At 59.2% G+C, this 25,160-nt stretch carries 26 protein-coding genes and 5 pseudogenes; 18 read left to right on the top strand and 13 right to left on the bottom strand.

Annotation, left to right across the window (positions count from 1 at the left end):
* The first annotated feature begins 235 nt into the window (after nt 1-235).
* From trbL to GWE18_RS15155, 5 genes are all read left to right on the top strand, one after another.
* Nucleotides 236-1,483 (top strand): P-type conjugative transfer protein TrbL, encoded by a 1,248-nt coding sequence (gene trbL / locus GWE18_RS15175; RefSeq protein ID WP_275186511.1) that lies wholly within the window; start codon nt 236-238, stop codon nt 1,481-1,483.
* On the top strand, nt 1,483-2,166 hold the full coding sequence (gene trbF, locus GWE18_RS15170) for a conjugal transfer protein TrbF (RefSeq protein WP_275186510.1): 684 nt from the start codon (nt 1,483-1,485) through the stop codon (nt 2,164-2,166). The genes trbL and trbF overlap by 1 nt, the downstream gene beginning before the upstream one ends.
* 44 nt (nt 2,167-2,210) lie before the next feature.
* Nucleotides 2,211-3,146: a P-type conjugative transfer protein TrbG gene (trbG, locus tag GWE18_RS15165; protein WP_275186588.1), complete on the top strand. Its 936-nt coding sequence runs from the start codon at nt 2,211-2,213 to the stop codon at nt 3,144-3,146.
* A gap of 62 nt (nt 3,147-3,208) precedes the next feature.
* Nucleotides 3,209-4,339, top strand: coding sequence for a TrbI/VirB10 family protein (locus tag GWE18_RS15160; protein ID WP_275186587.1), 1,131 nt, complete (start codon nt 3,209-3,211; stop codon nt 4,337-4,339).
* A gap of 27 nt (nt 4,340-4,366) precedes the next feature.
* Nucleotides 4,367-4,582 carry a DUF2274 domain-containing protein gene (locus tag GWE18_RS15155; protein ID WP_275186586.1) on the top strand — a complete coding sequence of 72 codons (216 nt, stop codon included), beginning with the start codon at nt 4,367-4,369 and terminating at the stop codon, nt 4,580-4,582.
* Here GWE18_RS15155 and GWE18_RS15150 read toward each other — a convergent pair.
* From GWE18_RS15150 to GWE18_RS15135, 4 genes are all read right to left on the bottom strand, one after another.
* Nucleotides 4,558-5,514, bottom strand: a complete 957-nt coding sequence (locus GWE18_RS15150; RefSeq protein WP_275186509.1) for a LysR family transcriptional regulator — start codon at nt 5,512-5,514, stop codon at nt 4,558-4,560. The two genes, GWE18_RS15155 and GWE18_RS15150, sit on opposite strands and share 25 nt — an antisense overlap.
* A gap of 1,472 nt (nt 5,515-6,986) precedes the next feature.
* Nucleotides 6,987-7,736 (bottom strand): Crp/Fnr family transcriptional regulator, encoded by a 750-nt coding sequence (locus tag GWE18_RS15145; RefSeq protein ID WP_275186508.1) that lies wholly within the window; start codon nt 7,734-7,736, stop codon nt 6,987-6,989.
* Between the two features lie 83 nt (nt 7,737-7,819).
* Nucleotides 7,820-8,011, bottom strand: a complete 192-nt coding sequence (locus GWE18_RS15140; RefSeq protein WP_275186507.1) for a hypothetical protein — start codon at nt 8,009-8,011, stop codon at nt 7,820-7,822.
* Between the two features lie 267 nt (nt 8,012-8,278).
* Nucleotides 8,279-8,464: a hypothetical protein gene (locus tag GWE18_RS15135; RefSeq protein WP_275186506.1), complete on the bottom strand. Its 186-nt coding sequence runs from the start codon at nt 8,462-8,464 to the stop codon at nt 8,279-8,281.
* Between the two features lie 276 nt (nt 8,465-8,740).
* On the opposite strand from GWE18_RS15135, the gene GWE18_RS15130 reads away from it, so the two are divergent.
* Nucleotides 8,741-8,950: a hypothetical protein gene (locus GWE18_RS15130; RefSeq protein ID WP_275186505.1), complete on the top strand. Its 210-nt coding sequence runs from the start codon at nt 8,741-8,743 to the stop codon at nt 8,948-8,950.
* 189 nt (nt 8,951-9,139) lie between these two features.
* Here the strand turns inward: GWE18_RS15130 and GWE18_RS42295 are convergent, their stop codons facing one another.
* Nucleotides 9,140-9,262, bottom strand: a complete 123-nt coding sequence (locus tag GWE18_RS42295; protein ID WP_342804262.1) for a thiamine pyrophosphate-dependent enzyme — start codon at nt 9,260-9,262, stop codon at nt 9,140-9,142.
* Nucleotides 9,263-9,390: 128 nt separating this feature from the next.
* Nucleotides 9,391-9,594, bottom strand: a complete 204-nt coding sequence (locus GWE18_RS42290; RefSeq protein ID WP_342804261.1) for a hypothetical protein — start codon at nt 9,592-9,594, stop codon at nt 9,391-9,393.
* A 65-nt stretch (nt 9,595-9,659) separates the two neighbouring features.
* On the opposite strand from GWE18_RS42290, the gene GWE18_RS15120 reads away from it, so the two are divergent.
* The 5 genes and pseudogenes from GWE18_RS15120 to GWE18_RS15100 form a co-directional block, all read left to right on the top strand.
* Nucleotides 9,660-9,920 (top strand): c-type cytochrome, encoded by a 261-nt coding sequence (locus GWE18_RS15120; protein WP_342804260.1) that lies wholly within the window; start codon nt 9,660-9,662, stop codon nt 9,918-9,920.
* A gap of 234 nt (nt 9,921-10,154) precedes the next feature.
* Nucleotides 10,155-10,577 carry a DUF4336 domain-containing protein gene (locus GWE18_RS15115; RefSeq protein ID WP_275186504.1) on the top strand — a complete coding sequence of 141 codons (423 nt, stop codon included), beginning with the start codon at nt 10,155-10,157 and terminating at the stop codon, nt 10,575-10,577.
* Between the two features lie 8 nt (nt 10,578-10,585).
* Entirely contained in the window at nt 10,586-10,951 is a 366-nt protein-coding gene (locus tag GWE18_RS15110) for a hypothetical protein (protein WP_275186503.1), read from the top strand.
* Nucleotides 10,952-11,069: 118 nt separating this feature from the next.
* The gene (locus GWE18_RS15105) at nt 11,070-11,627 is read left to right on the top strand and encodes a ferritin-like domain-containing protein (RefSeq protein WP_275186502.1); all 558 of its coding nucleotides are present in this window, start codon (nt 11,070-11,072) and stop codon (nt 11,625-11,627) included.
* A gap of 166 nt (nt 11,628-11,793) precedes the next feature.
* Nucleotides 11,794-11,949, top strand: a pseudogene (locus tag GWE18_RS15100) (alcohol dehydrogenase catalytic domain-containing protein); the annotation flags it as partial.
* A gap of 351 nt (nt 11,950-12,300) precedes the next feature.
* Here GWE18_RS15100 and GWE18_RS15095 read toward each other — a convergent pair.
* The gene (locus GWE18_RS15095; protein WP_275186501.1) at nt 12,301-12,576 is read right to left on the bottom strand and encodes a hypothetical protein; all 276 of its coding nucleotides are present in this window, start codon (nt 12,574-12,576) and stop codon (nt 12,301-12,303) included.
* Between the two features lie 365 nt (nt 12,577-12,941).
* On the opposite strand from GWE18_RS15095, the gene GWE18_RS15090 reads away from it, so the two are divergent.
* Nucleotides 12,942-14,405, top strand: a complete 1,464-nt coding sequence (locus GWE18_RS15090; protein WP_275186500.1) for a PAS domain S-box protein — start codon at nt 12,942-12,944, stop codon at nt 14,403-14,405.
* A 686-nt stretch (nt 14,406-15,091) separates the two neighbouring features.
* On the opposite strand, the pseudogene GWE18_RS15085 reads toward GWE18_RS15090, so the two are convergent.
* From GWE18_RS15085 to GWE18_RS15060, 6 genes and pseudogenes are all read right to left on the bottom strand, one after another.
* A pseudogene (locus GWE18_RS15085) lies at nt 15,092-16,131 on the bottom strand (IS110 family transposase).
* Nucleotides 16,132-16,623: 492 nt separating this feature from the next.
* A complete protein-coding gene (locus GWE18_RS15080; RefSeq protein WP_275186499.1) occupies nt 16,624-19,026 on the bottom strand; it encodes an AI-2E family transporter in 2,403 nt (800 codons plus the stop codon).
* Nucleotides 19,027-20,195: 1,169 nt separating this feature from the next.
* Nucleotides 20,196-20,453: a hypothetical protein gene (locus GWE18_RS15075; protein WP_275186498.1), complete on the bottom strand. Its 258-nt coding sequence runs from the start codon at nt 20,451-20,453 to the stop codon at nt 20,196-20,198.
* A 189-nt stretch (nt 20,454-20,642) separates the two neighbouring features.
* On the bottom strand, nt 20,643-20,828 hold the full coding sequence (locus GWE18_RS15070) for a hypothetical protein (protein WP_275186584.1): 186 nt from the start codon (nt 20,826-20,828) through the stop codon (nt 20,643-20,645).
* A 455-nt stretch (nt 20,829-21,283) separates the two neighbouring features.
* On the bottom strand, nt 21,284-21,460 hold the full coding sequence (locus tag GWE18_RS15065; protein WP_275186497.1) for a hypothetical protein: 177 nt from the start codon (nt 21,458-21,460) through the stop codon (nt 21,284-21,286).
* Nucleotides 21,461-21,677: 217 nt separating this feature from the next.
* A pseudogene (locus GWE18_RS15060) lies at nt 21,678-21,956 on the bottom strand (SOS response-associated peptidase); the annotation flags it as partial.
* Between the two features lie 115 nt (nt 21,957-22,071).
* Here GWE18_RS15060 and GWE18_RS15055 point away from each other — a divergent pair.
* The 6 genes and pseudogenes from GWE18_RS15055 to GWE18_RS15030 all read left to right on the top strand — a co-directional run bounded on the left by GWE18_RS15055 (nt 22,072) and on the right by GWE18_RS15030 (nt 24,974).
* Nucleotides 22,072-22,314 carry a hypothetical protein gene (locus GWE18_RS15055; RefSeq protein ID WP_275186496.1) on the top strand — a complete coding sequence of 81 codons (243 nt, stop codon included), beginning with the start codon at nt 22,072-22,074 and terminating at the stop codon, nt 22,312-22,314.
* Between the two features lie 18 nt (nt 22,315-22,332).
* Nucleotides 22,333-22,545: pseudogene (locus GWE18_RS15050) on the top strand (GAF domain-containing protein); the annotation flags it as partial.
* A gap of 128 nt (nt 22,546-22,673) precedes the next feature.
* Nucleotides 22,674-22,778: pseudogene (locus GWE18_RS15045) on the top strand (NUDIX hydrolase); the annotation flags it as partial.
* Nucleotides 22,779-22,910: 132 nt separating this feature from the next.
* Nucleotides 22,911-23,036, top strand: a complete 126-nt coding sequence (locus GWE18_RS15040; protein WP_275186495.1) for a hypothetical protein — start codon at nt 22,911-22,913, stop codon at nt 23,034-23,036.
* 941 nt (nt 23,037-23,977) lie between these two features.
* Nucleotides 23,978-24,319: a hypothetical protein gene (locus GWE18_RS15035; protein WP_275186494.1), complete on the top strand. Its 342-nt coding sequence runs from the start codon at nt 23,978-23,980 to the stop codon at nt 24,317-24,319.
* Nucleotides 24,291-24,974: an AI-2E family transporter gene (locus GWE18_RS15030; protein WP_275186493.1), complete on the top strand. Its 684-nt coding sequence runs from the start codon at nt 24,291-24,293 to the stop codon at nt 24,972-24,974. Before GWE18_RS15035 ends, GWE18_RS15030 begins: the two co-directional genes overlap by 29 nt.
* Nucleotides 24,975-25,160 lie beyond the last annotated feature (186 nt).

Here is a 25,160-nt window from a genome sequence, read left to right as displayed (position 1 = left end):
GGCGAACTCGAACGCTGCCGGAAGGTTACCTCCGAGCAAGTGGCAGAACTCCAGGAGTGCCGTCTGATTTGGGCGGAGAACCGCCGTCGCTTTCTTGGATCAAAGAAAACCCCGGGCGTTACTTCCGCCGATGCTCAACCAGGCAGCCCGACACCGTCGTTGGCGCAGCCCAAGCATCCCGATCGTCTCCCCCAGGGCTGGCCGCCCGTTGCAACACCCGAACGCGAGTGATTCCATGGGTGGCACCGGCGTCATCGACCGATTTCTGGAAACGTTCACCCGCTATATCGACTCTGGCTTCGGCCTGCTTGGTAACGAAGTCGCCTTCCTCGCAACCACGCTCGCCGCGATAGATGTCACGCTCGCCGCTCTGTTCTGGGCCTGGGGTACCGACGAGGACATCATCGCTCGCCTCGTGAGGAAGACGCTCTTTGTTGGCGTGTTCGCTTACCTGATCGGCAACTGGAACAACCTCGCTCGCATCGTTTTCGAGAGCTTTGCCGGTCTCGGGTTGAGAGCCTCAGGAACTGGATTGTCCGCGGCTGATTTCCTGCGGCCTGGGCGGATAGCACAGGTCGGTATCGATGCGGGGCGGCCAATCCTGGACTCAATCTCGGGCTTGATGGGCTATGTCAGCTTCTTTGAAAATTTCATCCAGATCGTGGTTCTGCTGTTCGCCTGGGCGATCGTGCTGCTCGCCTTCTTCATTCTGGCAATCCAGCTTTTTGTCACACTGGTTGAATTCAAGCTGACGACGCTCGCGGGTTTTGTCCTGATCCCATTTGGGTTGTTCGGCAAGACCGCCTTCGCCGCCGAACGCGTGCTCGGCAACGTCATCTCATCCGGCGTCAAGGTCATGGTGCTCGCCGTGATCGTCGGCATCGGCTCGACGCTGTTTTCGCAGTTCACCGCAGGCTCGAATGGCGCGCAGATCGGCATTGAAGATGCCATGGCCCTAGTGCTCGCCGCGTTAGCGCTGCTGGGCCTGGGAATCTTTGGGCCCGGCATCGCCAATGGCATCGTGTCCGGCGGTCCGCAACTTGGCGCCGGAACCGCCGCGGGCACGGGGTTAGCTGCCGGCGGGATCGTGGTGGCTGGAGCGGGCCTCGCTGCCGGAAGCGTCGGTGCACTCGCCGGCGCGGCGCGCGGGACCGCGGCGCTAGCGGGTAGCGCGAGCGGGGCGTTCAGGGCTGGTGGTTTGTCCGGCGTCGCGGATGCCGCCGCGTCCGCGATGACGAGCCCGCTTCGTCGCGCCACGGCTGCAAGCGGCTCGGCTTCAACTGGTGGCACTGCAGCCGGTGAAGCCGGCGCAGCTCAGCCGCCGGCAAGTTCCTCACCTCCGGACAGTCAGTCCAGCTCGGCCAGACGCATGAAGCGGATGCAGATCATGAGTCAGGGGGCGTCGGCCGCTACCAACGTCGTTCGCACTGCCGACCATGGTGGAGGAGGCGCCTCCGTCGATCTCTCCGAAGGAGGGAAGTGATGTTCAAACGACCATCCGTTCATTATGGCCGCACGCCCGCGCCCGTAACGCCCTATCAGAAAGCGGCGCAAGTGTGGGACGAGCGCATCGGCTCGGCGCGGGTGCAGGCCAAAAACTGGCGACTTATAGCCTTCGGTTCTCTGATCCTGTCAGCAGGACTTGCATCAGGTCTCGTCTGGCAATCCACACAGGGAAGCATTACGCCCTGGGTCATTGAGGTCGATCGTCTCGGCCAGGCAGAGGCGGTTAGCCCAGCCAATCCCTTCTATCAGCCAACCGATCCGCAGATTGCCTTTCATTTGGCACGCTTCATCGAGAATGTGCGCGGGCTGTCGGCTGATGCCATCGTGCTGCGTCAGGACTGGCTGCGCGCCTACGACTTTACGACCGATCGCGGCGCCGTCGCCCTCAATGACCACGCCCGCGTCAACGATCCCTTTGCCAAACTCGGCAAGCTGCAGATCGCAGTGGAAGTATCCAGCGTCATCCGTGCCTCGCCGGAAAGCTTTCGGGTCGCCTGGATCGAGCGCCGCTACGACAATGGGCAGCTTACCGCCACCGAGCGCTGGACCGCCATCCTCACCATCGTGATCGAAACTCCGCGCGATGCTGATCGTCTGCGCAAAAATCCTCTCGGGGTCTATGTCAATGCCATCAACTGGTCGAAGGAGCTTGGGCAGTGAATATGCAGATTCCTGGAGTCGCTAGCCCGAGTGTGCGCAAGGTCATGCGCTCGTTTCTATTTGCTTGCATGTTTGTACTCAGCGGCTGTGCCACCTCCAAACCGCCGCAGATCAGCTACGACGACGATATCCCGCCACTTCCCAGTCCGCCGTCGCTGGCGGAGGATCGTCCGCGATCCCTTCACGTTCCGCCGTCCTGGACGCCGGCGAAGGGAGGCAAGAAGGGAAACGTTGAGGCAAAGGAGCCTATTGCGCGGATCGAGACCGCCAATGACGCTGCGCGCGTCGAGCCGCGTAGCGCCGGCTACTTCAATGCTGTGCAGGTCTTCCCTTTTAGTCCCGGCGCCCTCTATCAGATCTACGCGAGCCCCGGACAGATCACCGATATCGCACTCGAGCCCGGCGAGCAGCTCACGGGTTCGGGGCCGGTATCGGCTGGCGACACCGTGCGCTGGGTCGTTGGCGACACCGAAAGTGGAAGCGGCGATACCAGACGTGTCCACATCATGGTCAAGCCGACGCGGCCTTCGATTGAGACCAACCTCGTGGTCAACACCGACCGGCGCACCTATCTCATCGAGCTGCGCTCGCGTGAAAAACCCTACATGCCATCAGTCGCCTGGTTCTATCCCGAGGATAGGCCCGGCCGTGCCCGAGCTGTTTCCCCGACGCCAGTTCTCCCCGAGCCTTCTCAGCGGCGCTATCGCTACACCGTCGAGGGCGACAATCCGCCTTGGCGGCCGGTCGGCGTCTATGACGATGGCCGCAAGGTCTATATCGAGTTCTCACCCGGCATCGTTCAGGGAGAAATGCCTCCGCTGTTTGTCATCGGTCCGGACGGCAATTCCGAGATCGTCAACTACCGAACCTATCGTAACGTGCTGATCGTCGATCGGCTGTTTGCCGCGGCCGAGCTGCGACTTGGTGGCGACTCTCAGCAAAAGGTCCGAATCATCAGAAGCGACGGGAGGCCGTCGTGACTGATAAGCAAACGACTGGCGCCGGTGGTCCTGATTCTACCTCGCCGAAGAGTGCTGCTGAGATAGCCAGCTCACTGCGCCTGCGTCCAGAACGTCCGCCCGTGACTCGCCTGTCGCGCAAGGTATTGGCCGGGGGCACGGTACTCGCGCTCGTTCTCGCGTCCGGAGCCGTGCTGTGGGCCCTGCAGCAGAATCGCACGCGTGGTCCAGCTTCCGAAGAGCTGTACAGCACCGATCACCACAATGTGGCCGACGGCCTTGCCGGGCTGCCGCGCGACTATGCGGGCATTCCGCGCGACGTGCCGCGCCTCGGGCCGCCATTGCCGGGTGATCTCGGTCGCCCCATTGTTGCGGCCCAGGCCCAGTCCGGGCCGCTTGCGGTCGATCCCGAGCAACAGCGGATGAGCCAGGAAAGCGAGGCCGCGCGCACCAGCAAAGTATTTGCGTCGACGAATGTTCGGCCACCGGCGGCAGCGACTCCTGCCGAGACGACCTCAAATGCCGCATCACCGTCCGATGAGGCGTTTGCCCAGAATGGACAGGACCGCAAGCTCGCTTTTGTTAGCGCTGCCGTTGATCGGCGGACCACGAGCCCTGACCGGGTGGCGAAGCCAGCCTCGCGTTATGTCGTCCAGGCAGGGTCTGTGATTTCGGCCGCCCTTATTACGGGCATCCGCTCCGATCTGCCCGGGCAGATCATGGCGCATGTGACCGAACCGCTATTTGATACGGTGTCCGGTCAAACTTTGTTGGTGCCCCAGGGTGCGCGGCTGATAGGAATCTACGATAGCCACGTTACACATGGACAGTCACGCGTGCTCCTGGTCTGGACACGCCTGATCATGCCGAACGGCCGATCGATCGTCCTTGAGCGCCAGCCGGGTGCCGATACCGCAGGCTATGCTGGGCTTCACGACGAGGCCGATCATCACTGGGGCGAGCTGTTCAAGGCGTCGTTGCTGTCGACTTTGCTTGGTGTAGGAGCCGAACTTGGGTCCGGCTCGGATGCTGGCAACGGAAACAGCGCCATTCTGCAGGCCCTTCGCCGTGGGGCAGGGGATTCCCTGAACCAGACCGGTCAGCAGATCGTTCGGCGCAATCTCAACATCCAGCCGACCCTGACAATCCGGCCGGGTTTTCCGGTGCGGGTAATCGTCAATCGCGACCTCGTGCTCGAACCATACAGAGGCTGAAAAAATGGCAAAGCTGAAGCTCGCGCCATCGCCGATGACAAGCCGGTAAAGCTCACCGTGGAACTGCCGGCCGATGTCCATCGCGACCTCGCGGCCTACACCGACATGCTTGCCCGTGAAACCGGGCCGTCGATCTCGGATCCGGCAAAGCTGGTCGCACCAATGCTGGCGCGATTCATGGCAACCGACCGAGCCTTTGCAAAAACCCGCCGCAAGGGTCAGCCTGCGCAAGGCAAGGGATAGCGCTCGCTCAACAATTTGAGGAAGTTTGCCAGCGCCGGATTGTCATTGTCCTTGCGCCAATGTGCTGAATAATTGACCTGACTCGGCCCCGTGCCGTCTCGTACCTCTCGATAAGTCAGGCCCGCAAAAGTGACGCCGATGTCGGACTCGGCCACCAAACTGACACCGAATCCTATGGATATGAGGGTCTTGATGATACCTCTGCTAACGTCATGGCGCTCGATCTTGGGACGGTCTACTGTCGAGATCAGCTTCGCCAACAAGAGATCCTCAAGTTCTCGTCCCGGGTCATAATGGCTGAGAAGGACCGTCTCATTCCGCAGGTCGGTCCAGTAGATCGCCTTCTTCCCAGCCAGTTGATGTCCCTCAGGCAAGGCCACCAGGACGCGCTCGCTCCACAGCGGCAAGGTGTTGCTGTCAAAGACGTGTCCCCCGTCGGTCGCGATGACAACGTCGATTGCACCATTGCGTAAGGCGGTGACGAGGCGCATCCGCGACCTTTCGACCATGCCAAGTGCGACCTGTGGGCACCGCTGCCTGAAATCTACCAAGGTCGCCCGTAAATTGCCGGCCGACAGCGACGTATAGAACCCCACCGACAGCCGCCCAGCCTCGCCGCGTCCGTTAGACTTGGCTGATGTAACCAGCGCATCCATTTGTTCGAGAATCGACCGCGCCGTTCGGAGAAAATCCCGGCCAGCCGACGTGGCGCAGACGCCGCCGCTCGATCGCTCGAACACAATCACGCCTATTGATTCCTCGAGTTCTCGAATGCAGCGGCTCAGAGTTGACTGCTGCGTCAACAACGCTTCTGCAGCCCGCCGGAAGCTTCCATACTCCGCGGAAACAACCGCATATCGGAGGTGTTGAAGGGGGATCGTTGCAGATTGATTGCGGAGAGATAAATATCTGTGGTCTTGTTCGTCGGCCATTCGCGACCATGGTGCTCTGAGAATGCAGGAGCATCGATAAGATATTTGGAATCGGGTGATTTCATCGGCAGGTTGTGTTTTTTATTGGGCCGATCCGTGCCCTGCCGTCGGCGTCCGGCAGGCGATGACGGAGGCGCCATCCGGACCGCGTGTCGCCCGAGTAGCGCACGCTTCTCTCAGATCGTCGGATAAGCGACTTCGCGTTACGCTACGCGTGGCGACTGCACCTCGTAGTGAACATCGCACCCATTGCGAGCATCCGGCGAAAGCGCTTTACAGCAAGCATCACGTGATCAGAGCAGGGCGCAGGTTGTGCTCTGATGCGGCAGCCGGCGCTTATACCAACGAAGGCGTTCTAGTGAATGCTTGCACCTGAATTGAGCGAGAAAAATCGCTTTACCCGAACTAAGCTCTGCCTTTGGTCTGGTATTCAGGTCCGATGTTATGCCGCAAGTAAAACTGTCTTGCGCAAGGACTTGATGGGTTGCATTGCCTCTCCCGTCATCTGCGGTCGTAAGCTCGCGCGTTGGCGGGCGGCCGCCGATGTCGCATCCGAAGTCGGGATTGCAATCGCTCCGCGTCCCCGATTGTTTGGTCTGCTCTCGAAGCGATGAAGGAACAGCGCGCTCTGATTGGAATCGCCGGGATCCGCCGTGGCGGCCCTAGTGCACGACCAATACTAACGTTGCACCGATTAGCCCCAAGAGACTTGCGGTAGCCGTTTCCCCGGCATTCTTTTCGAACGGTGCCATCACCGACCCTCGGTTGACGGAGAAGGTGCGATTGCTTTCATTCCGGATGTGAGCAATTTATCAATGGCCCGTTGGGCGAGAGCGATAGCGCTCGCTCTGTTGTAAGCAGAGCCCGATCTAATGTGCGCCCAGCAAATAGCACGGTCCATTTCCATCCCGTTGGGTTGGCTGTCTGAAGCATCTGATACTCTGTGTCCCGTACTCCATAATTGACAACGAAACGTCGCGGGATCCGTTGCGACACAAGCCAAATTAGCCGGTGCCGACCGAATGTCTGTTGAGGTCATTCGCGTCGGTTTGACCGAATGACGGCGACTTCCGGTCTACCCCGGTGAATGGACATTCTCAAGATAGGCGGGCATGTCTCCAAGGTGCCAACAGCGGAAATCATGGACTCGAAGGATGGCTGACGGCCTAGCTACGTCGAGACACTTCCTATCGAATCAGAGCCTTGATACTTTCGGGCAGAACCTCGACAAGGAGCACCGTCATAATCTGCCGCCCTTCGCCGTCCATTACGACAATGCAGTCGGGGGTGGCTTACCGTTCCATCTAATGGACTCTGCGAGGAGTTCTCGGGCGGCGCGCAGAGCATATTGTCGAGCCGTTTCGATGTCTGGGAAGTCTGACCCCTCGTCGTCTTCCACAACACTATGGCCCGTTCTCTGCTGAAAGTGATCTTTGGCATCGGGCTAATCCGGGCAGCGATGCCCGAGTGTCTTACTCTGCATCAGACCGTCTGTATAAATCCGACGCCTCCGGAAAAGTTTCAACGGAAACTTTCCCGAATATGTCGAGATACTGCTCACGAACGGACTCGTGGCACTCGCAAGCGCGGCGCTGTACTCCGTCGATGCTAACAATCCGCACCTTTCCGCGATGGTAATCGATCAGGCCCTCCCCTTGAAGCCCGCTGGCAACACCCGAGACGCTCGTTCGCTGCACGCCCATCATCTGAGCCAGGAACTCTTGGGTAAGCGGCAGATCTCTTCCTACGAGGTCGTACATCCTAACCAGCCACGTGCACATGCGTTCTTCAACACTGTGAAGCGCGTTGCACGCAGTCGTCTGCTGCACCTGACCTAGGAGGAATTGCTCGTGCTTGATGATCAGTCTGCGAAAATCAGGGGACGAGTCTGCGAGATGTTTAACAACGGCAGCATCCGCGACACTCGACTGGCTCGGCACCTGGACGATTACCTTGTTGAGTGAAAGCCTGTCATCGATCGCCTGAATGGCTCCAAAGACACCATCGTTGCCGATCATGCCGGTTTCGATCGCAAAGCCGCTTTTGAGCTCAACAATGCACGAAAGTATGCCCCCGTGAGGGAAGTAAACCTGATGGACGCGCTGGCGGCTATGAGCGATTACGAGCCCGTGCTCCAACTCAACCAGCCGCAGGTGCGGTTGCAAAGCCCTGAGATCGGCCGGCCTGATGCCTGATAGAATACGGTTCTTTGAATGAGGCACTGGTGCTCTCCTTGCCATGCAGGCGAGAGCACAGCAGTCTCTCAGCCACCCGTCCGTTTAATGCTATGCCGACTTTTGCTTTGTTAATTCTTGAGCGCGCTATCCGCGACCGTTCTCAATCCGCCAAGCGTGACGTTTCCCTTGCGCGCGCTAAGCTTCAACTTGCGAGCAATGAAACGACGGCGTTCGTGGTCGCCTCCATGACGCAATACGCGACGAGTTTCTTCGAGAACAAAATCCATGTTCGCGATAGTGCGTTCATCCAATTTAGTCATGGCGCTACCTCCTCGGGCGCTTGAAGACAATTCACGTTCTTTGCGTTTGTTTTTCATGGGAAGGGGTACGGGCGTTCTACCAAAAGCCTCCCACTCCAAAGCTCTGCGGGTTGCAGGCCAGCCATTTGCTTTGCCTAATGCGATCGCATTCTCGTCCGTGTCGCAGGCAGCTCTCGAACTGGCCGTCGGAACGTATGACGCAGGCGCGATATTTTGCCATCACTCTCTCTGAATGCCTGTTCTATCTTGTCGGGCTAGTTCGGTGCTCTAACCGGGTGACCGCAGCAACTCGCTCACCTCATATGCCGCCTCGACCTGTATGGCTTTTCTTTCGACTGCATCGCGGAGACGTCCATGCGGAAGCATTTGCGCCTGTTCGCGCAGACGTTGTGCTTCGGCCGAAAGACGCATTTCTAGGGGTTGGGTTTGTTTGAAACGGCGACGCTTCTGCATACGCTGTTCCTTTCCGTAAGAGGAGGCGGAAGCGCGACGGGCGTTCTCATCACTGAGATACCAAAAGCCGCGCGATGATGGGCAAACGTTACCCAGCCAGCAGGCTAAGTCTGTCCGGCGGAAGACTTAGTAAGAAAAATCTTAGTACTTCCAATGAGTTACTGGCTACTTAGAAGGATTTGGCGGCGGAACATTGTAAGACCACTAATTAGTCAGGAACGTTTTTGACGCGTTTTACTTCTAATGAGTAGTTTTTGCATCGCGTGGGAGGAGACCATGGGTGTAGTCAACCGGCCAGAACGCCTTCAGATCATGTTGAACTCAGCCGAAGTGAAAATGATCGACAATTGGCGGTTCTTGAAGCGCATGCCCAGCCGTGCATCAGCGGTGCGAGAATTACTCAAGCGTGGATTGGTGGCCGAGGGTTTCGAAGTGGCTAAAGATGGCTCTCACTCAAAGGATTTCGGCTTAAGTACCGCTGAGTAGTCAACGTCACACAGAAAAGCGCGCTTCCGCTTTGGATCATTCGCTCGATTTGAACCGGCCACGGCGGCTTCCGGTCCCTAGTGAACGGACATTGTCAGAATAGACGGTCACGTCTCAAAAGTGCCAACAGACATTCGAAATGAAAGGCACGCGCAAGTAAGGCGTGCCTTAATGCTCTAGCTCAAACCGTTATATGAAGCGGTCCGTTTGCCAAAGCTCAACGGCGTGGCCATCACCGGTTACAAGCGCCACGACTAGGCGATCGGGGTGTGCGAACTTGGCCCCGATGGCGTCAGGCACCGCTGCGCCCATCGACGCCAAGCCGCCCAAGAGTGAAGCCGATTGACTTCCTGCACGCGATAATCGCGGGCAAACCAGTTCGCGCAAGAACCACTGTCGCTCGTGACGATGGCATTAGCCGGCAGTAAGGGCGACATTTCCTAGATAACCCGTTGCGGGTTCACTGGGTTGGCCTCCGTCATTGCGCGTCCTTCGAGCTTCTTCCACCAAGCGGAGACGCTCCCTTCGATTGTCTTGGACCACCGCCGATCGGCCTTGCGCTTGAGCAGGAGGAGTAACGTCTTCAAGATGGTGCTGTTGTCGCCGTGAAGGTTGACGTCGGCTGGATAGCGCAACGACAGCATGGAAGCGTCGATGTCAATCTGAACTGCGCGCGCGTTGCCATCCTTAGGGAGATTCCAAGCGCGGAATGGATTTGATCAAACAATATGGCTGCGGCGGTTGCCATCTGATCCCGGGCATCGTCAATGCAACCGGTAACGTTGGGCCTCCGCTGCTGCATGTTGGCACGCGAACCTATATCGCTAGCTTCTTCAGCAATTCGCCCGAAAACATGGCGTTATGGATCCAGGATCCGCAAAGGGCCTTGCCCGGCAATGCCATGCCGCGAATGGGCGTCACGCCGCAGGATTCGCGTGACATCACCGCGTTTCTTTACATGTTAAAATAAGCCCGGCGGCGATCGCTGATCCACACCATGTCAGCCAGAAAAACGCCGCCTCCCGGGCGGGAGGAGCCTGGGCGGCGGCGTTCAAATACCGACGGTACGTCCGCATCGGCTATGGGTCGCCAACGGGCAACTTCGTTGTTGGTTCCTGAGCTGCGGTCGGTGGGGTGGTTGCCGTGGGCGAGGTCAAGAACAACGGTGGAACGAGCCATGGTCCTACTTGCTCTGAAGTTGGGAATGAAGCGACGCGATCTCAGCTTTCATCTGAGGGGAGCCGCGCTGCAGGAGCATCAGTTGAAAGCCGAGCAGATCACCTATCCTCCACTGGACGTGCCGAACCCCGTTACAGCCTCGGTATGGATTGTCGATAGCGGGCCGACAAAGGCGATGGGTGTGATCCCCTTGCCCATTCGCATGACCATTATCCGTCTGCAGGATGGCTCATTGATGCTGCACTCGCCTACCCGCTACGATGGCACGATTCGGCGTTCGCTTGAAGAGTTTGGCGCGATAAATCATATCATCGCGCCAAATAGCGCGCACTGGATGTTCGTCAAGCAGTGGCAGGAGCATTGTCCCTCGGTCGAGACATGGGGCGCGCCGGGCCTCTCGAAGCGGTGGCCAGTGAAGCGCGCCGGCGTTCGGCTGGACATGAGCTGACCCCTGACGTGAGCACGCCATGGTCGGACGTGATCAGCCATATCATCGTCAAAGGGATTGGGGTGGCAGAAGTCGCCTTGATGCACGAACGGTCGAGATCACTGGTACTTGCAGACATCGTACAGAATCTCGAAGCAGATAAGGTACCTCCCGTGCTGCGACCGGCGGCGCGTCTCGCAGGGGTGGTCGCGCCGCATGGCAGGGCACCGGTGTATCTGCGTGCGATCGTCAAGATGAAGCGCAACGAGGCTGCGGCGGCAGCCAGACGTCTGGTCAATTTCAAGCCACGTTTCGTGATCTTCAGTCACGGCCAATGGTACGCTGAGGATGCAACCGTGCGCTTGGCGTCGGCCTTGGATTGGCTGCTGGAATAGGATCGCATCCTATCAGGTCCCGCTAATCCGGACCCCTTCAAACCCGATTGGAACCTTCGCCGTCACGCAACATTGGTCAAGGGGACAGGCACTTTCCAAACGGGCGACAGGAGAAGTTATGGCGAAACGAGCGAAGAAGCGAAAATCGGCGGCGCGTCGCACGAGCCGGCCGCAGAAGAAGCTGAGCGACCTCTTCCACGAGACGCTCAAGGACATCTATTTCACCGAAAATAAAATCATCAAGACATTACCCAAGATGGCGAAGGCGGCGCAGTCCAAGGAGTTGGCTGCAGCTTTCAATAAACACCTCCGGGAGACTCAGGCTCAGGTCAAGCGCCTCGACCGCGTCTTCCGCATTATCGGTAAGCCGGCCCGTGGAAAGCCCTGCGAAGCGATCAACGGCATCGCTGATGAGGGTGCGGAAATCATGAAGGAGTTTCGCGGAATGCCGGCTCTCGACGCCGGGCTCGTCGCTGCTGCCCAGGCGGTCGAGCACTACGAAATTTCACGCTACGGCACCCTTCGTACGTGGGCTGAACAGCTCGGCATGTCCGATGCCGCAAGTCTGCTGCAGGAGACGCTGGACGAGGAGGAAGCCACCGACAAGGCGCTGACCGAACTGGCCACATCGGTGATCAACCTCGAAGCCGAACAAGAGCAAGCAGAGGCGGCCTGACAAGGGAGACCCGCGTTAGACGCGTCGCGTCGCCTCCGTGAGGCTTGCGCGGCCTGGTCTCGACCAAAGATGTCTTGGAACGACCGCGCTCGGCTGATGTTGAACAGGTGAAACACACTCAGCGGAGGTCGCGACGAAGGCACTCGTTTGGCACGGCACCACGGACATCCGCTGCGACAACGTACCCGATCCCCGGATCGAGCACGAGCGGGACGCCATCATCAAGGTCACAAGTTGCGCCATATGCGGCTCGGACCTGCATCTCTACGACCATTTCATGCCCGGCATGAAATCCGGCGATGTCATGGGCCATGAGACTATGCTGTCCGCCGGCGAGTGTACCTCGGATGGTATGGCAGAGGCCGCAGCCCCGACCGCGAAAGAGTTGCTCGCAGCGGACGCTGAGCGGATCGCTCGGGCTTGGCGCGCTCTGGTTTTGGTGATCACGCCAGCGGCGATACTCGTCCGGTGACAGGGCGGTGATGGTGAACGCCATGTGGGCGTGCTGCGCCCCGCAAAACTCGGCGCATTGTCCGCGGTAAACGCCGGCACCCAAAAGCTGTGAATGACGTCGGCCGACTCAGCTGGACGGTGAGGGTTGCCCGACCGGCACGCGGATCTCGTTGGCTGTGGTAAAACTCAGATGCGGACTATCGGCTTGGTACTGGACCTCCTACAACCACTGATGCCCGGTGACCTTCACCGTCACCGCACCGGGATCATTGGCGAACACGGTTCGCTGCGCGCCATAGCTCACGACAGATAGGGCCAGCACCGTAATGGTCGTGGCGGTCCCCGCTATGAGAATGATGCTTCCGGGGCCGCGCTCAAAGGCTTCATGTAGATCGAGCGGCTGCTCGCGGAGCGTCCTGCGGCGGATCAGACCAAACAGCGGGACCAGCCGCAACCGCTCTCGCTGTTGATCCGCTTGCGAGACACCACCGTCCATATACAGGCTCAGTGGTCGGCGGCATGTTTACCGTTCACGGCACTAGTCTCGCCCCAGTCGCTGCTTGCTGTGGGCAAGAGTGTGCTGCGATGCAGGTGCCGCTCCGACATACGTCGCTAACCGACGAGCTTCTGTTTTGGGCCGGTCCGGTGGAACCAAAACCTGCGACGAAAGGTTGCGATCGGGCCCTCTCACGGAGGCGCCGGCCGGGAGCTGCGCCTCGCGAGGCCGATAATAGATGCAAGATTCTCCAGGGCAGCGAAGGCCGAAAATTTGAAATTGCGCCGGTTCCGCAAGATGCTACGCTAACGTGATGCCGGCGGTCGAGCTCAGGCAAGTTTAGATGTTCCAGCCGCGAGGGTGTGATGAGTACCGCCGAACAAGACGCCATCGATTCGTTACTGGTCTCCCTGCAGAAGCCCAATGTACATCAAGGGGCGTGGGGATCCGACGAACTCTTGCAGACGCTGCCGGCAGCACTCTACATGACGGACGCCGCCGGCCGCATTACTTTCTACAATGAAGCGGCGGCGCAATTGTGGGGCTGCCGGCCGACGCTCGGGACCGCCGAGTTTTGCGGATCATGGAAGCTCTATTGGCCGGACGGCACTCCCTTGCCGCACGCCGAATGTCCGATGGCGCTGACTCTGAAAGAGCGACGTCCGATCCGGGGCATGGAAGCGGTCGCCGAACGGCCGGACGGCACGCGCGTGCCGTTCATTCCGTATCCAACTCCCTTATTCGATGCTTCGGGTGCTTTAGTTGGCGCTGTCAACATGCTGGTGGACATCACCGAGCGCCGGGAGACTGAACAACGGCTTCGAGAAAGCGAGGCGCGCTATCGAGCCATCGCTGCGATCGTCGAATCGTCCGACGACGCGATCGTTTCGAAAGACCTCAACAGCATCATCAAAAGCTGGAATCAAGGCGCGGAGCGGCTGTTCGGCTATAGTGCTGAAGAGGCGATTGGGAAGTCGGTCACGATGCTAATCCCTCCCGATCGTCGGGATGAGGAGCCGGCCATTCTTGCCCGCATCCGGCGCGGCGAGCGCGTCGAGCACTACGAAAGCGTTCGTCAACGCAAGGATGGCAGCACTATCGACATTTCGCTGACGATCTCCCCGATCAGGAATAAGGACGGCAAGATCGTCGGCGCTTCGAAAATAGCCCGTGACATTTCATCTCGAAAGCGAGCAGAGGAGCAGCAGCGGCTAATCTTGCGAGAGATGGACCATCGCATCAAGAACCTCTTTGCTGTCGCTGGCGGCGTGGTCACGATGAGTGCCCGATCGGCGAAAACAGCGGAAGAACTCGCTACTGTGGTGCGAGACCGCTTGGTGTCCCTCGCGAAGGCCAACGACCTGACGTTGAAGCTGACAGCCGATGGCACTCATCGAACGCAACAGTCAACGCTGCTTCATTCGTTGATTAGGACGATTCTCTCCCCTTATGACGGCGGCACCGACAAAGGCGGGGCGCGTGTCGCGATCAGTGGACCCGACATTCCAATCGCGGGCGATGTGGTGACCGGTTTTGCGTTGCTATTGCACGAGTTTGCAACCAATGCCGCAAAGTACGGGGCACTTTCGACCCAAAGTGGCTCCATCAATATCGCGTGCTCCGAAAACATTGACCAATTTGCAGTAACCTGGACGGAACGCGGAGGACCACCGGTCGGTCGTCAAGCAGAGGTAGAGGGCTTTGGTACGCTACTCGCCCGTGCGACGGTGCAGAGCCAATTCGGGGGCGTGATCGCGTGGGATTGGAACCCAGCGGGCCTTACAATAGACCTTTCTTTTCCAAAGGACCGCGTCGTGACGCATCCCTAACGCTCAGTCATGCTGGTGAAATCAAGTTGTACAAGAATCACCGGACGGCCTAGCAAAATCAATCTCGCGCGGCCGTGGTGATCCTGTCCTTTCCTTGCACCAAATCTCAACATCTGAGGAAGGCATCCGTTGGTTAGTCTCGCGCACAGCGGACAGATGGAATGCACCACAACCGCCCGCATGCTGGGGGTCGCCTTCTGGCACTTTTGAGACATGACCGGAAGTAGTCGGCTGACGGCCAAAGTGACGCGATTGACCCAATGTATGGTCCGGCCGCGCGTTGCAAGAGGTTTCGTCAACCTGGCAGATGCGGTCTTGCATCAATGTATCCGGTCTCTGATTGGAGCGTGTGGTGCTCCGGGCCATCATGGATATCAGCGCGCATGCGAGCTGATTAGCGGACAGGCCTCGAATGGGCCATTTGGGTCACCAGTGTTTGCATGCGCCGGGAAGACCGATCCTCCATCGTCGTCTCATCCTCTCGCAGACCTCGGCGGGTAAGGGATGTTGGTTACGTCATCGATAGCTCCTCACTTCGCGCTGTCTGGCGGTCATTCCTTCGTCCCGGCCTGCGCGCGCAGACGCGCCGCGCGCAAGGGCCGTCAAGGCCGGCCGTCGTGCTGTCCTGACGTCTTGGTCTGCCACGGCCAGGCTGCGCCTTGACGGCCCCGAGCACGGCGCGAGGATCAGGCAGGTCGGGACGCCGTCTCCTCCGTCTTGACGCATTCGAAGGCGCGTCCCTTGTTGAGAACCGCCCAGGCGATCCGGGCGAGCTTGTTGGCGAGCGCAATCGCCAGCACGTTGTGGTGCAATCGTTTCTTGGCGGCTTCGATCCAAGATTTGAGGCCATAGCGCTCCCAACACTTGACCTTGACCAGCACGACCCACGCGGCTTGCACGAACAGCGCGCGCAGGTAGCGATTGCCGCGCCTTGATATCTTGCCGAGGTCGTGCGGTCGCCGGTCGAGATCTGCTTCGGCACCAGTCCAAGCCAGGCGCCGAAGTCGCGGCCTTTCGAGAACACCCCTCCGGTGCCGATCGCGGCCACCATTGCGCTCGAGATAAGCGGGCCAATGCCGGGCACCGTCATCAGTCGCTCGCAGGCCTGATCTTGACGGGCCAGCGTTTCGATCTCGCTAGATAGCCCCTCGATCCGCGCATCGAGCCGGCGCCAGTCTCCCGCCAGATGCTCGATGATGCGCAACATGCGAGGCGAGAGCGCATCGGTGCGCGTCGCGAGGATACCCCGCAACTCGGACCGCAGGGAATGCAGGCCTTGCCGCACGGCGATGCCCCGCTCCAGCAGGAACGCACGGATCTGATTGATGACGCCAGTACGCTGACCGACCAACCGCTCTCGGACGCGGTGCAGCGCCTGAAAGTCGAGCTGATCGGCGGTCTTGGTCGCGACGAATTTCATGGTCGGGCGTTGCACCGCCTCGGCGATGGCTTCTGCATCTCGGAAGTCATTCTTCTGTCCCTTCGAATAGGGGTGCACGTATTTCGCCGGCATCAGGCGGGCGTCGTGGCCAAGCATTTGGAGTTTGCGACTGAGATGATGCGCGCCGACGCAGGCCTCCATACCGATCAAGCACGGCGGCAGGTTGGCGAGCCGCGCTTCCACCTGGCCGCGTGACCACTTCTGTCGCAGCACGATGGCACCGCGGTGATCATGACCTACGATGTGGAACGAGTTCTTGCCGATATCGATGCCGATCACGGCGATGACTGCGTTGAGTTTCTGAGACCTGGCGTGCTCCTCGTCTTGAGCGCCCCTTGCCAGTTTCTCGTACTGGCAGGGCCGGAGCACGGCCGGACCATTCCATTAGCAGACGTTGACGAATGTTTGCTTTTCGATTCCGGTTTATCGCGTTGGCCAGTGCGCCCCTTCATCGTTGATCCCGGTCCGATCAAGGCTGGACAGATTGCATCCTCAAGCAGCGCAGAAAGGTTCGCTGCTAGATTCCATAGATTGGGCAAATTGCCACCTTGATTGCTGAACGAAGGCTTCTTTCAAGCAACAATCGTTTGTTAAAGTGCAGAAGGCGCGCCTCGGTGTGGAGGCGCTTTAATAGCTAACTGCGATCCATAATAGCAAGCCGCTATGCGTCACCTAGTCTGCATCAAGTAGGCCGTTTTTGCGGAGACACTTTCATCATAATAAGCCAGCCTTCCTGTCGTTAAAGCCCCGGTGAAGTGTCGATTGGCGCCGCTCAGGCTACTGAGGCACCTCTTGTCCGACGGTCGCAGCCGAGGCAGCAGGCGCAGATTTCACCGAAGCGTCTTTCTCCACATCACTTGTTGTAATGATGGCTATCACATCGGCGGCCATCGTTTCGAGCAATGCGACCTCGCTTTCTTCCAAGGTGCGGGGTTTCGAGTCGAGGATGCATAGCGCTCCGATTATCAGACCGTCGGCTGCGCGTAGCGGCGCCCCGGCGTAGAAGCGCATGTCCCACTGCTCGATGGTCTCGTTATCGGCAAAGCGCGGATCGCGCTCGATATCCGAAATCACCAGCGTCTCGTCGTTGGCTACTACATGGTTGCAGATCGCGTGTTCGCGGTTCATCGGCAGCAGCGCGCCCGCATTGTCGGTGATGGCGTCCGGCAATTTTCCACTTTGTCCGACAAAGTATTCGCGGTCCTTATCGATAGTGGTGATCACGGCAACGCTGGTGTTGAATACGTCGGCCGCGCGTTTGGCGAGTGCATCCAGAGCTTCACGTTTGTCCCCCTCCATGACCCCGGTCGCTTTCAGCGCGTCGACACGCGCTGCGTCGTTGTCAGGCACCGGGGCTTGTTGCGCTGCCTTTGCTTCCTCGGGGTCGACAATGCGGTGAATACGACGAACGGCCTCCTCGATCGAAGCCACGACAGCATCGGCCTTGAGCGTTTCAAGGGATTGGTCGGTCAACAGTTCCGGCGGCTTCTTCCATACCGCCAAAACGATGCGCACATTCGGCCATCGTTTTCGCAGACGCCGGCAGGCGTGGCGAGCAGGGATGGTTGGATGCGACGTAAAATAACTGAGGCAGACAATATCCGCGCCCTTCAGGTCGAGCTGGGCAAGATAGTCGGCATTGACGCTTGCGGCGGGTTGGGAGGCTGCAGCGATCCCTTCGAAAGCGAGCGCATGGGCTAGCATCTCGCCGGCGAGAGCATCGATCTCCCATTTTCCTCCGATACACAGGACCCTTGGCTTTGCCTCCGAGTTCAGGGAGGAGGGGTATTGATCCCTAAGATCGTCGAGTAGCGTATCCATTCCGCTTGCTAGACGCAGGCGGTGCTCGGCGCTTGCGTTCTGGAGGTACTCGTCGCTTGCCAGACGAAGGACCTCAATGCCGATTGCATCGTAGAATGATAGCACGGAAGATTTTTCGATCTCGGTGCTTGCGATCTCGACAGCTTCGTCGGCATCATTTGCAATCAGCCGCTGATAGATGCGGGCCGGAACATCCAGTGCAGGCGTCGAGCCGAGCATGGTGTCGAGGAAGAGCAGCTGCGGCAAATTGCGCCCGAGGACTAACAGACAAACGGTGAGGGGAGTGGAGAGGATCAGCCCCACGGGGCCCCAAAGCGCTGTCCACAATATCGCCGCGGCGATCAGCGATATGGCCGACAGGCCGGTGCTGGAACCATATAGCAGCGGCTCGACAATGTTGTTGCTTATCAACTCAAGGGTGACGATCAGCGCGACGGTCCAGAGCAACATGCTCCAGCCACTGTCGACGGCAAAAGCGATCGCGGCTGGAAAGATCGCAGCAGTCAGCGGGCCGACATAAGGGACGAAGCGCATGACCGCACCCAGTGCGCCCCACAGCATGGCGCCGGGCACACCGATGATCCAGAGACCGAGAGCGAGCGGCACACCGTAACTGACGTTTACGAGTAGTTGCATCAGAAGATATCTGCTGATACGCGCGCCGGCCTCCTGAAGAGCATCCGTCGACCGATGGAAGTTTCCACCCAACAGGCGTAGAAACCGGTCGCGAAGGTCGCCAATATCAAGCAGCCCCAGAAAGACAAAGATCAAGACGATGCCGGCGGTGGCCAGAGGCTCCGCTGACCGCACAAGCCATGCAAATGCTTGCTCGAGCGGCGTTTGCGGCATGGGAACGATTTCGACGCGCTGTGGGACCTGGCCTTCGGCGGGCTTATCGTCCTTTGACTCGACCTCCTTCTGTACGCGTTCGACGGTCTTCAGCACGCCGTCGAACAATCCGGGTGCTTTGAGATTTTGGCGCAGATCCGCCAACTTCGTCAGGATGGTCGATTGATAGGCCGGCAATTCGACCGCGATCGAACGGACCTGTGCGCCGAGAATGACGCCTAGTCCAACCAGTGCGCACCCCACGGTTATCATGACGAGGCACGTGGCGAGCAGTCTAGGCAGGCCGAGCCGGGCAAGCCATGTGACCGGCGGGTTCAGAGCAAATGTGATCAGGAACGCGATCGCGAGCGGTATGAGTATTTCACGGCCGAAATACAAGCCGGCAAGGAGGACAGCGGCCGACACCAAGGCGGCCGCAACTTTCACAATATCCAGTTCGCGAGACGTGACCGGATCCGCGCGGACCTGACTTGGTGATGGAAGCCCTGGGGCTGTACGCAAATTAAGCATCTTGCTTCCGCCTCACACCAAAACGCGAACGGACCAGGCAAGTTCCCTTCTTGCCATTCGTGTCCGTGAGCTTGGCACGGGCCAATCGTCGGACGGAGATGCACGCGTTCCGCGAATGCGATCGAGAGGATCCGCCCCAGGTAACGTAGGCTGATCAGCGGTCTCTCAGGCGGAGTCGATTCCGCGGTCCCAGCGGTCTTGATCCACGCGATCGGTGCCCACGGCAGCTCTTGGCACGTTTGAGACATGCCAGGGCGGTCTCATGGTATCCGTTGTTCGTGGAAGACCGGAAGTGACCGGCACGCAGACGGCTGACGCTATGACCCATAGCAGACCAACTCAACTATTCTTCAGGAATTCGTCGCACCTGTGGCGGCATATCCCCGCATCCCCTTGAAAAATGAATGGCGCACCTTGCCTCGGCCGACCTGGCCGGTATTCGATCTCGGCCAGCAGCTCGGGCTCTAACAAATGACCTTTTGGGCGATGCTGGACCTGTATTGACGCGAGCGCCTTAACAGCAACTAAGATATCGGCGTGCGTCGGTGCCGTTCATGAGGGCGAAAGCTGAAAGAGGCGATGAAATCGATCTGATGTCAATCTGCCTGCTGATAGGAGGAGCGCGGGCGGCCGGTCAGGATGGCCTCGACGCCTCACTTTGGAAGTCTGTAGTTCCGATGAAGACGCCCAACCGTTCGCTTGAGGCGGAGCCTCGAGATTCAGATCGACGGGCCGCTTGAGGGCCGCGAGCCTAAAGGCACCAAGCATCAAGACGACGATCGGCACCACGGCGGCTGCAGCCAGCAGAACCAGGTCTCTCCACATGATCGCTCCGCTTCTTTGGTTCAGCAGCACAAACCCCGATGGGAGTTGACCTGTTCGAGAAATTCGGTAGCTGGCTTGATGCGGGCGCTGGATAGTCCGGGAACTGCCCAAATGACGTTCGAGCCGCTGGTTACCAGCTACGGGAAAACGGCGAGGGCGAGAGAAATATTGCCTTCCGCGATTGTTCAGCGGTTCACGCGGAATGGGGAGTTCGAGCCGATGACGGCAGGTTCTACCCGGGTTGTCGCATTACCCATCGGCATGCCGGTGTTTCCAAGGTCGAGCGGTATATCTGGGGCTGTCGACTGACGAATGCTTTCAGCAGCAGGCAGGGGCGGTCATCGTCAGTGGCTAACCTGGTCGCGGTTTTCCTCGGCGTAAGTGTTCTTCGTTGCTTGCTCGGTGATGTGCTTCTCGGCGCGGGTCCGAGTCCTGTTACGCATGATACCGTAAGCTATCACCAGACCGAGAACGGCAGCGCCGATGAACCATAATGCGACCGGAAGATGGGAGCCGGTTTCCACCGGCAATCCCTGCGCAGCGAGATCGTCTGGAAACAAGGCTAGGACGAGTAGCGCCAGAAGGATCACGGCCGTTTTCAAGGTTCCGCCAAATGATCGCTCACACTGTGAAATTGGAAGCATCTCGGTGTCCTCCCTTGTAGTTGAGAACCAATTGCGGTGGCCCGCTAACGTTCCAGACCGGACACAACAGAGCTACGATCGGCACCGCCTGTAGTCCCCCATCCTCGCATCAAGCCATGAAGGATCGGCAAGGATCAAAGGCGCGCATCACATGTCTTCACGCACGCCCTTGAAGAACGGATGCCTTACTTTGCCTTCCGCTGACTTCGCCCGGTATTCGATCTCGGCGAGCACCTCCGGCTCGACCCAGATGTGCGCACAGCTCGGATCGTTCCAAATGCGTTTGGAACTTTTCCTATTTTTCCCGGCTTCTATGGCGCAGTTTTGAGCCAGTTGGTAGAGGCTCTTTTCCGGCTACAGAAGACGATGGCGAATACTCCAGTCAGGCGAGACCAATTCAATATCTCTATCCAGGGCATCGTGCATAAGCCGACCGATGCGGCATTCACGCCGGACCCTTCGGACCCATATTCGGGAATTGTGCGATTGGGCCAACTCGGTAGCGGCCCTCCTCATGGGGGCGGCTTTAAGCCCGAGGACGTGCAGCGGATCATGCGGGAGCTATGGGTCGGTTACGTTGCACGTAACCCTGAACTCTTCAAAGGCATTGGCGGGAAGGCAGGTTAGCGGCTCGACCCGCTGATGGGAGCATCTCGCATCAGGGTGCGGGCTGTAATCTGCTGCGGCGGGGACTTCAGCTCCGCCTGGAGCTGTGATGGTGATCACAGGGGCTAGTGCCGCAGTTTTGTTTCCGGCGCTGCGCAGGAAAAATCATTCTTCTCTAAGAATCATTCGTTTCCCGAGGGTGTTTCTGCGCGATCAGCCGAGAAGACGATTTCATAAATCTCGTTTGCATTTTTGCGCATCAGGTCAATTTCGGCGGCCTTCTGCTCTGAAAAGCGCAGTTGAATTGTCTCGTCAACGGCCGCAGCCAATTTCCGCGAGAACGTATAAGACGGGCCCATGAGCTTCTCCTCTCGATAGCCGTAGGGGACGGTTTCACAGCGGCCCGATAACTCCGTCTAAGCTTACGAGTTCCATTTCTTCCCGACCGTCCGGAGGGAAAACGGGAAGAATGCGATGGAAGACTGAAGGCCAAGCTGGAGAAGCTTCGTTCAAAGCCGATCAGCGTCCCGCATTGCCGTAAGGGCCGCTGACGGGTCATGCCGTAACTTTGTCCCCCTAGTCCGCGCCGCGTGCCACGACCTTTAGCGCTTCGTCCGGCAGCGGGCGCTGCAGCGCCTTCTCGTCCCACCGCGCGCGCATCCAGATGTCGCGCTCCTCGTCGGTCGTCAGTATCACCGGCATCGCCTTCGCGTGGATCGGCTCGACGACCGCATTCGGCGCGGTGGTCATAGACGAGCTGCGGGTCGGAGACCGGCTTAGACCTGGTGCCCCGGTGGCCTTGAACTCGGTCCAGGTGCCAGCGAAGGCAGCAAGCGGTCGGTCGTTGTTTGATGCGGCGGCAGTTACGAGTGCGGCGTGGCACCAGCGTTGGCGGCCGATTTTGGCACGTGTCAGCGACTTCAACGTTAGAAGCTGATGGAGGAGTTCGAACGAAGTAAGCGAAGGTGGCATGCTGGATAAGCTCCGGCGTCACGTTCGCATTCTGGTCGATATAGGGCGACTTGCGGGTGAGAATGCCGATTTATATCGCTTCTTGGATCAGGCGGTTGTCCAGATCGCCCGGGCGGTGGAGATACACCACGTAAAGGTTCTTCAATATCGTCCCCGCACCTCCGATCTCCTCCTCGTCGCTGGTGTGGGATGGAAAGAAGGTGTTGTTCGAACCGCTACTTTATCGGCCGACTTGCGTTGACCGCCCGGGCGCTCGTTTCAGACAGCAGAGCCGGTCAGCATCAAAAATTTTGGCGAGCAAGATGAATACGTCCATTCGGATCTCCTAAAGGAGCACGACATCATCTCGTTGATCAACGTTCCTGTGCTGATAGATGGTGCAGCATGGGGCGTGCTGGAGGTGGACAGTACCACGCCGAGGGACTTCGCCGAGGATACCACCGATTTCCTGACCGCCGCTGCCGCACTGATAGGGACCGCGCTTCGCCACAATACGCGGCCGGATGAAGAAGCACGCTTGATGGCTGCGGCGGCCGAGGCTCAGAAGCGGGAAATTTTGCTTCGCGAAATGCAACATCATGTCAAGAATAACTTTCAGCTAACGAGGACGAGATCGATAGAGCAGCTTGGCACAAGCCACGGGGCATGCGGCTTACACCAACATCGCGCTACATTCGGAACAGACTCTTCCCCAAATTAAATTAGGACACCAGGCGAAGTTGCTCGCTTGGATGAACACCCCAACGCTTCCGCCGGTTGCCGTTCATCCGATCTCGAAGAAGCAGAGCGAGTGCGACCGCTCCCGCGCCGAACGACGAGCGATAGCTGATCGAGCAGATGCTGACGGAGGCGTCGACCCACGCCAATCCGGCAATCGAAGAGGTCTCGAAGATTTTCACCTGGGGTGCAGACGAACAGGTCGTCTGTCTCGTTGCCGCGGCATGGTGGCTCTACAGCCGCTAGGCGCCGGGGCGGCAGCGCCTGCTCAGCGATCACCTGCTGGTCCGCAGCCTTGCGGCGTCACTGCTGCCGCGCGCGCTGAAGACGCTGATTGATCAGGAACGTCCCGATTGGCAAATGCGTCGGCCACTTACGCGGTGTCCCATATGGTCCGGCAAGCCATACGACGCGTTTTCGTCCGGCCATGCTGTCAATATTGGCGTGATGGCAAGCGCGGCTACGCTGCTGCCGCCGCGCTGGCGGGCGGCCGTCTGGAGTTTTGGCGGGCTACCGGCGGCAACGCGTGTCGCGCTTTAGGCGCATTGGCCGTCAGATGTGCTCGCCGGACTAGCGCTTGGCGCGCTCACCCAGCGGCTGGTGCGCATGTTCACGCTCGGACGGACCACAGGCGAAGCCAATGATGCCGAGTTCGTCCGCAAGCACAGGGGAAGGATTCGGAAATTGCCGCATCTTGCGCTGTCCCCTGTTCCGGATGGGAACAAAATTGCCACACGATGATTTGCTTGCCGTTATGGCGAAGTCCCCTTAGCCGAGTTTGGAGTGACGAAGACTCCAAGCGTCTGAATGAGCAGCGCGAGGGTTCGTCGGCGCGCGCCTCGGTGATGTTCGGTAGCACCGAGCATGCGGTGCGAGCTTACGGCCTGAGCATTGGCCTGAAGTTTCCGACAATTTGGGAGTTGCGGAGGCGGGCCGTGGGATCAACGCCGCAGATCGAAGCGCGAGAGTTCATTGGCAATCGCACGGCACGCGGGAAGCGAAGCGCTGGATTGAATCGCCCGGCTTGAGGCCCGGTCGGTGACGTGGGCAGACGAGTCGATGGTTCAGGAAATTACCTTGGACAGCCGCCGATGACCCGACAGAATCCCACATCTCCAGCGTCCCGTTTTGGATGGCCGTGGGACCGCTTTGCCACTGCACGCGGGTTTGCGCTCATCATAGCGACGTTGATCGGGATCTACTTTTGTTATCGGTTGGCGCTGCCATTTCTCGCCGCGCTGACCTGGGCGCTCACCATCACAGTACTCGCGGGACAATTACATCGTCGCGTCGTCCGCCGGATCAAATGGCCCAGACTTGCGGCCGGACTATCCGTCGCCATGCTGGCAGTCTGTGTTCTGCTGCCGCTCGCCTTCCTCGCTCATCATCTCGCCGGCGCCTTGGTGGCCGGAATAGAGAACTTGCAGAAGAATATTGCGAGCGGCGACCTGCAGCGCGCCATCGAAACCTATCCGCTGCTGGTGTGGGCGAACTCGTTATTTGGCCCGAATCTTACTGCGCTCTTTTGATAACTTCGGCAACCGGCTGACTGATTTGGCGGGCTCGGTCATGCGGGAATCATTGTCGAATCTGGTCGTGCTGCTGCTGACATTCTACTTCGTGTTCTACTTTTTCCGCGACCAAGATGAGGCGCTTTCGGCGGCGAAGCAATTTTCGCCGCTGACCGACAAGGAAACGGATCATCTATTCACTCGGATTTCCGACACGATTCGCGGCGTCCTCTTCGGCACTGTGATTATTGCCGCTGTGCAGGGAGTGCTCGGCAGTCTCATTTTCTGGATTCTCGGGCTGCCGAACCCTTTGTTTTGGGGAATGGTGATGGCACTGCTGGCCATCATTCCCATCCTTGGCGCGTTCGTGGTGTGGATTCCGACGGCGATCTACCTCGCACTCACCGGCGAATGGATCAAGGCTGCCATTCTGGTTGCCTATGGCACGGTCGTGATCGGCGGCATCGATAATATCCTGCACCCGGTGCTCGCCGGCAGTCGACTGAGGCTGCACACAGTGGTCGTGTTCATTGCCATTGTGGGCGGCTTGATGCTGTTCGGCGCTTCAGGGCTGATCCTTGGACCGTTGCTCGCGACGATGACAATCGGCCTCTTGGAGATTTGGCGGGCGCGCGTCGGCGGGACCGAACCCCTTCTCGAGAAGAAACGTTGAGGACGCCGCCGGCTTATCTACCGTCGGGACAACATCCGGCTCTTTCAGCTTTCGGACCTTCACGAACACGCCGCATCCGGAATTGGCCTCGTTGCGATGGAGTCGAGCGCCTGCGAGCCTTTCCGAGCCGCTAAGAGCCGGGAAGGGCGCGTCCCATCCGCTCATGCCGCCACATGGTGCTTGATC

It is taken from the genome of Bradyrhizobium sp. CSA112 (assembly GCF_029051645.1).
Taxonomy (GTDB): domain Bacteria; phylum Pseudomonadota; class Alphaproteobacteria; order Rhizobiales; family Xanthobacteraceae; genus Bradyrhizobium.
The sequence above is the reverse complement of the archived record's forward strand: the minus strand, read 5'-3'. Positions and strand labels throughout refer to the sequence as shown.

Excerpts from the sequence above, each read along its gene's own strand:
- trbL (WP_275186511.1), top strand. The coding sequence starts at position 236 with ATGGGTGGCACCGGCGTCATCGACCGATTTCTGGAAACGTTCACCCGC.
- trbF (WP_275186510.1), top strand. The coding sequence starts at position 1,483 with ATGTTCAAACGACCATCCGTTCATTATGGCCGCACGCCCGCGCCCGTA.
- trbG (WP_275186588.1), top strand. The coding sequence starts at position 2,211 with ATGCGCTCGTTTCTATTTGCTTGCATGTTTGTACTCAGCGGCTGTGCC.
- GWE18_RS15150 (WP_275186509.1), bottom strand. The coding sequence starts at position 5,514 with ATGGCCGACGAACAAGACCACAGATATTTATCTCTCCGCAATCAATCT.
- GWE18_RS15140 (WP_275186507.1), bottom strand. The coding sequence starts at position 8,011 with ATGACTAAATTGGATGAACGCACTATCGCGAACATGGATTTTGTTCTC.
- GWE18_RS15135 (WP_275186506.1), bottom strand. The coding sequence starts at position 8,464 with ATGCAGAAGCGTCGCCGTTTCAAACAAACCCAACCCCTAGAAATGCGT.
- GWE18_RS15130 (WP_275186505.1), top strand. The coding sequence starts at position 8,741 with ATGGGTGTAGTCAACCGGCCAGAACGCCTTCAGATCATGTTGAACTCA.
- GWE18_RS42295 (WP_342804262.1), bottom strand. The coding sequence starts at position 9,262 with ATGGGCGCAGCGGTGCCTGACGCCATCGGGGCCAAGTTCGCACACCCC.
- GWE18_RS42290 (WP_342804261.1), bottom strand. The coding sequence starts at position 9,594 with ATGCTGTCGTTGCGCTATCCAGCCGACGTCAACCTTCACGGCGACAAC.
- GWE18_RS15120 (WP_342804260.1), top strand. The coding sequence starts at position 9,660 with ATGGATTTGATCAAACAATATGGCTGCGGCGGTTGCCATCTGATCCCG.
- GWE18_RS15115 (WP_275186504.1), top strand. The coding sequence starts at position 10,155 with ATGAAGCGACGCGATCTCAGCTTTCATCTGAGGGGAGCCGCGCTGCAG.
- GWE18_RS15105 (WP_275186502.1), top strand. The coding sequence starts at position 11,070 with ATGGCGAAACGAGCGAAGAAGCGAAAATCGGCGGCGCGTCGCACGAGC.
- GWE18_RS15095 (WP_275186501.1), bottom strand. The coding sequence starts at position 12,576 with ATGGACGGTGGTGTCTCGCAAGCGGATCAACAGCGAGAGCGGTTGCGG.
- GWE18_RS15090 (WP_275186500.1), top strand. The coding sequence starts at position 12,942 with ATGAGTACCGCCGAACAAGACGCCATCGATTCGTTACTGGTCTCCCTG.
- GWE18_RS15080 (WP_275186499.1), bottom strand. The coding sequence starts at position 19,026 with ATGCTTAATTTGCGTACAGCCCCAGGGCTTCCATCACCAAGTCAGGTC.
- GWE18_RS15065 (WP_275186497.1), bottom strand. The coding sequence starts at position 21,460 with ATGGGCCCGTCTTATACGTTCTCGCGGAAATTGGCTGCGGCCGTTGAC.
- GWE18_RS15055 (WP_275186496.1), top strand. The coding sequence starts at position 22,072 with ATGCTGGATAAGCTCCGGCGTCACGTTCGCATTCTGGTCGATATAGGG.
- GWE18_RS15040 (WP_275186495.1), top strand. The coding sequence starts at position 22,911 with ATGCTGACGGAGGCGTCGACCCACGCCAATCCGGCAATCGAAGAGGTC.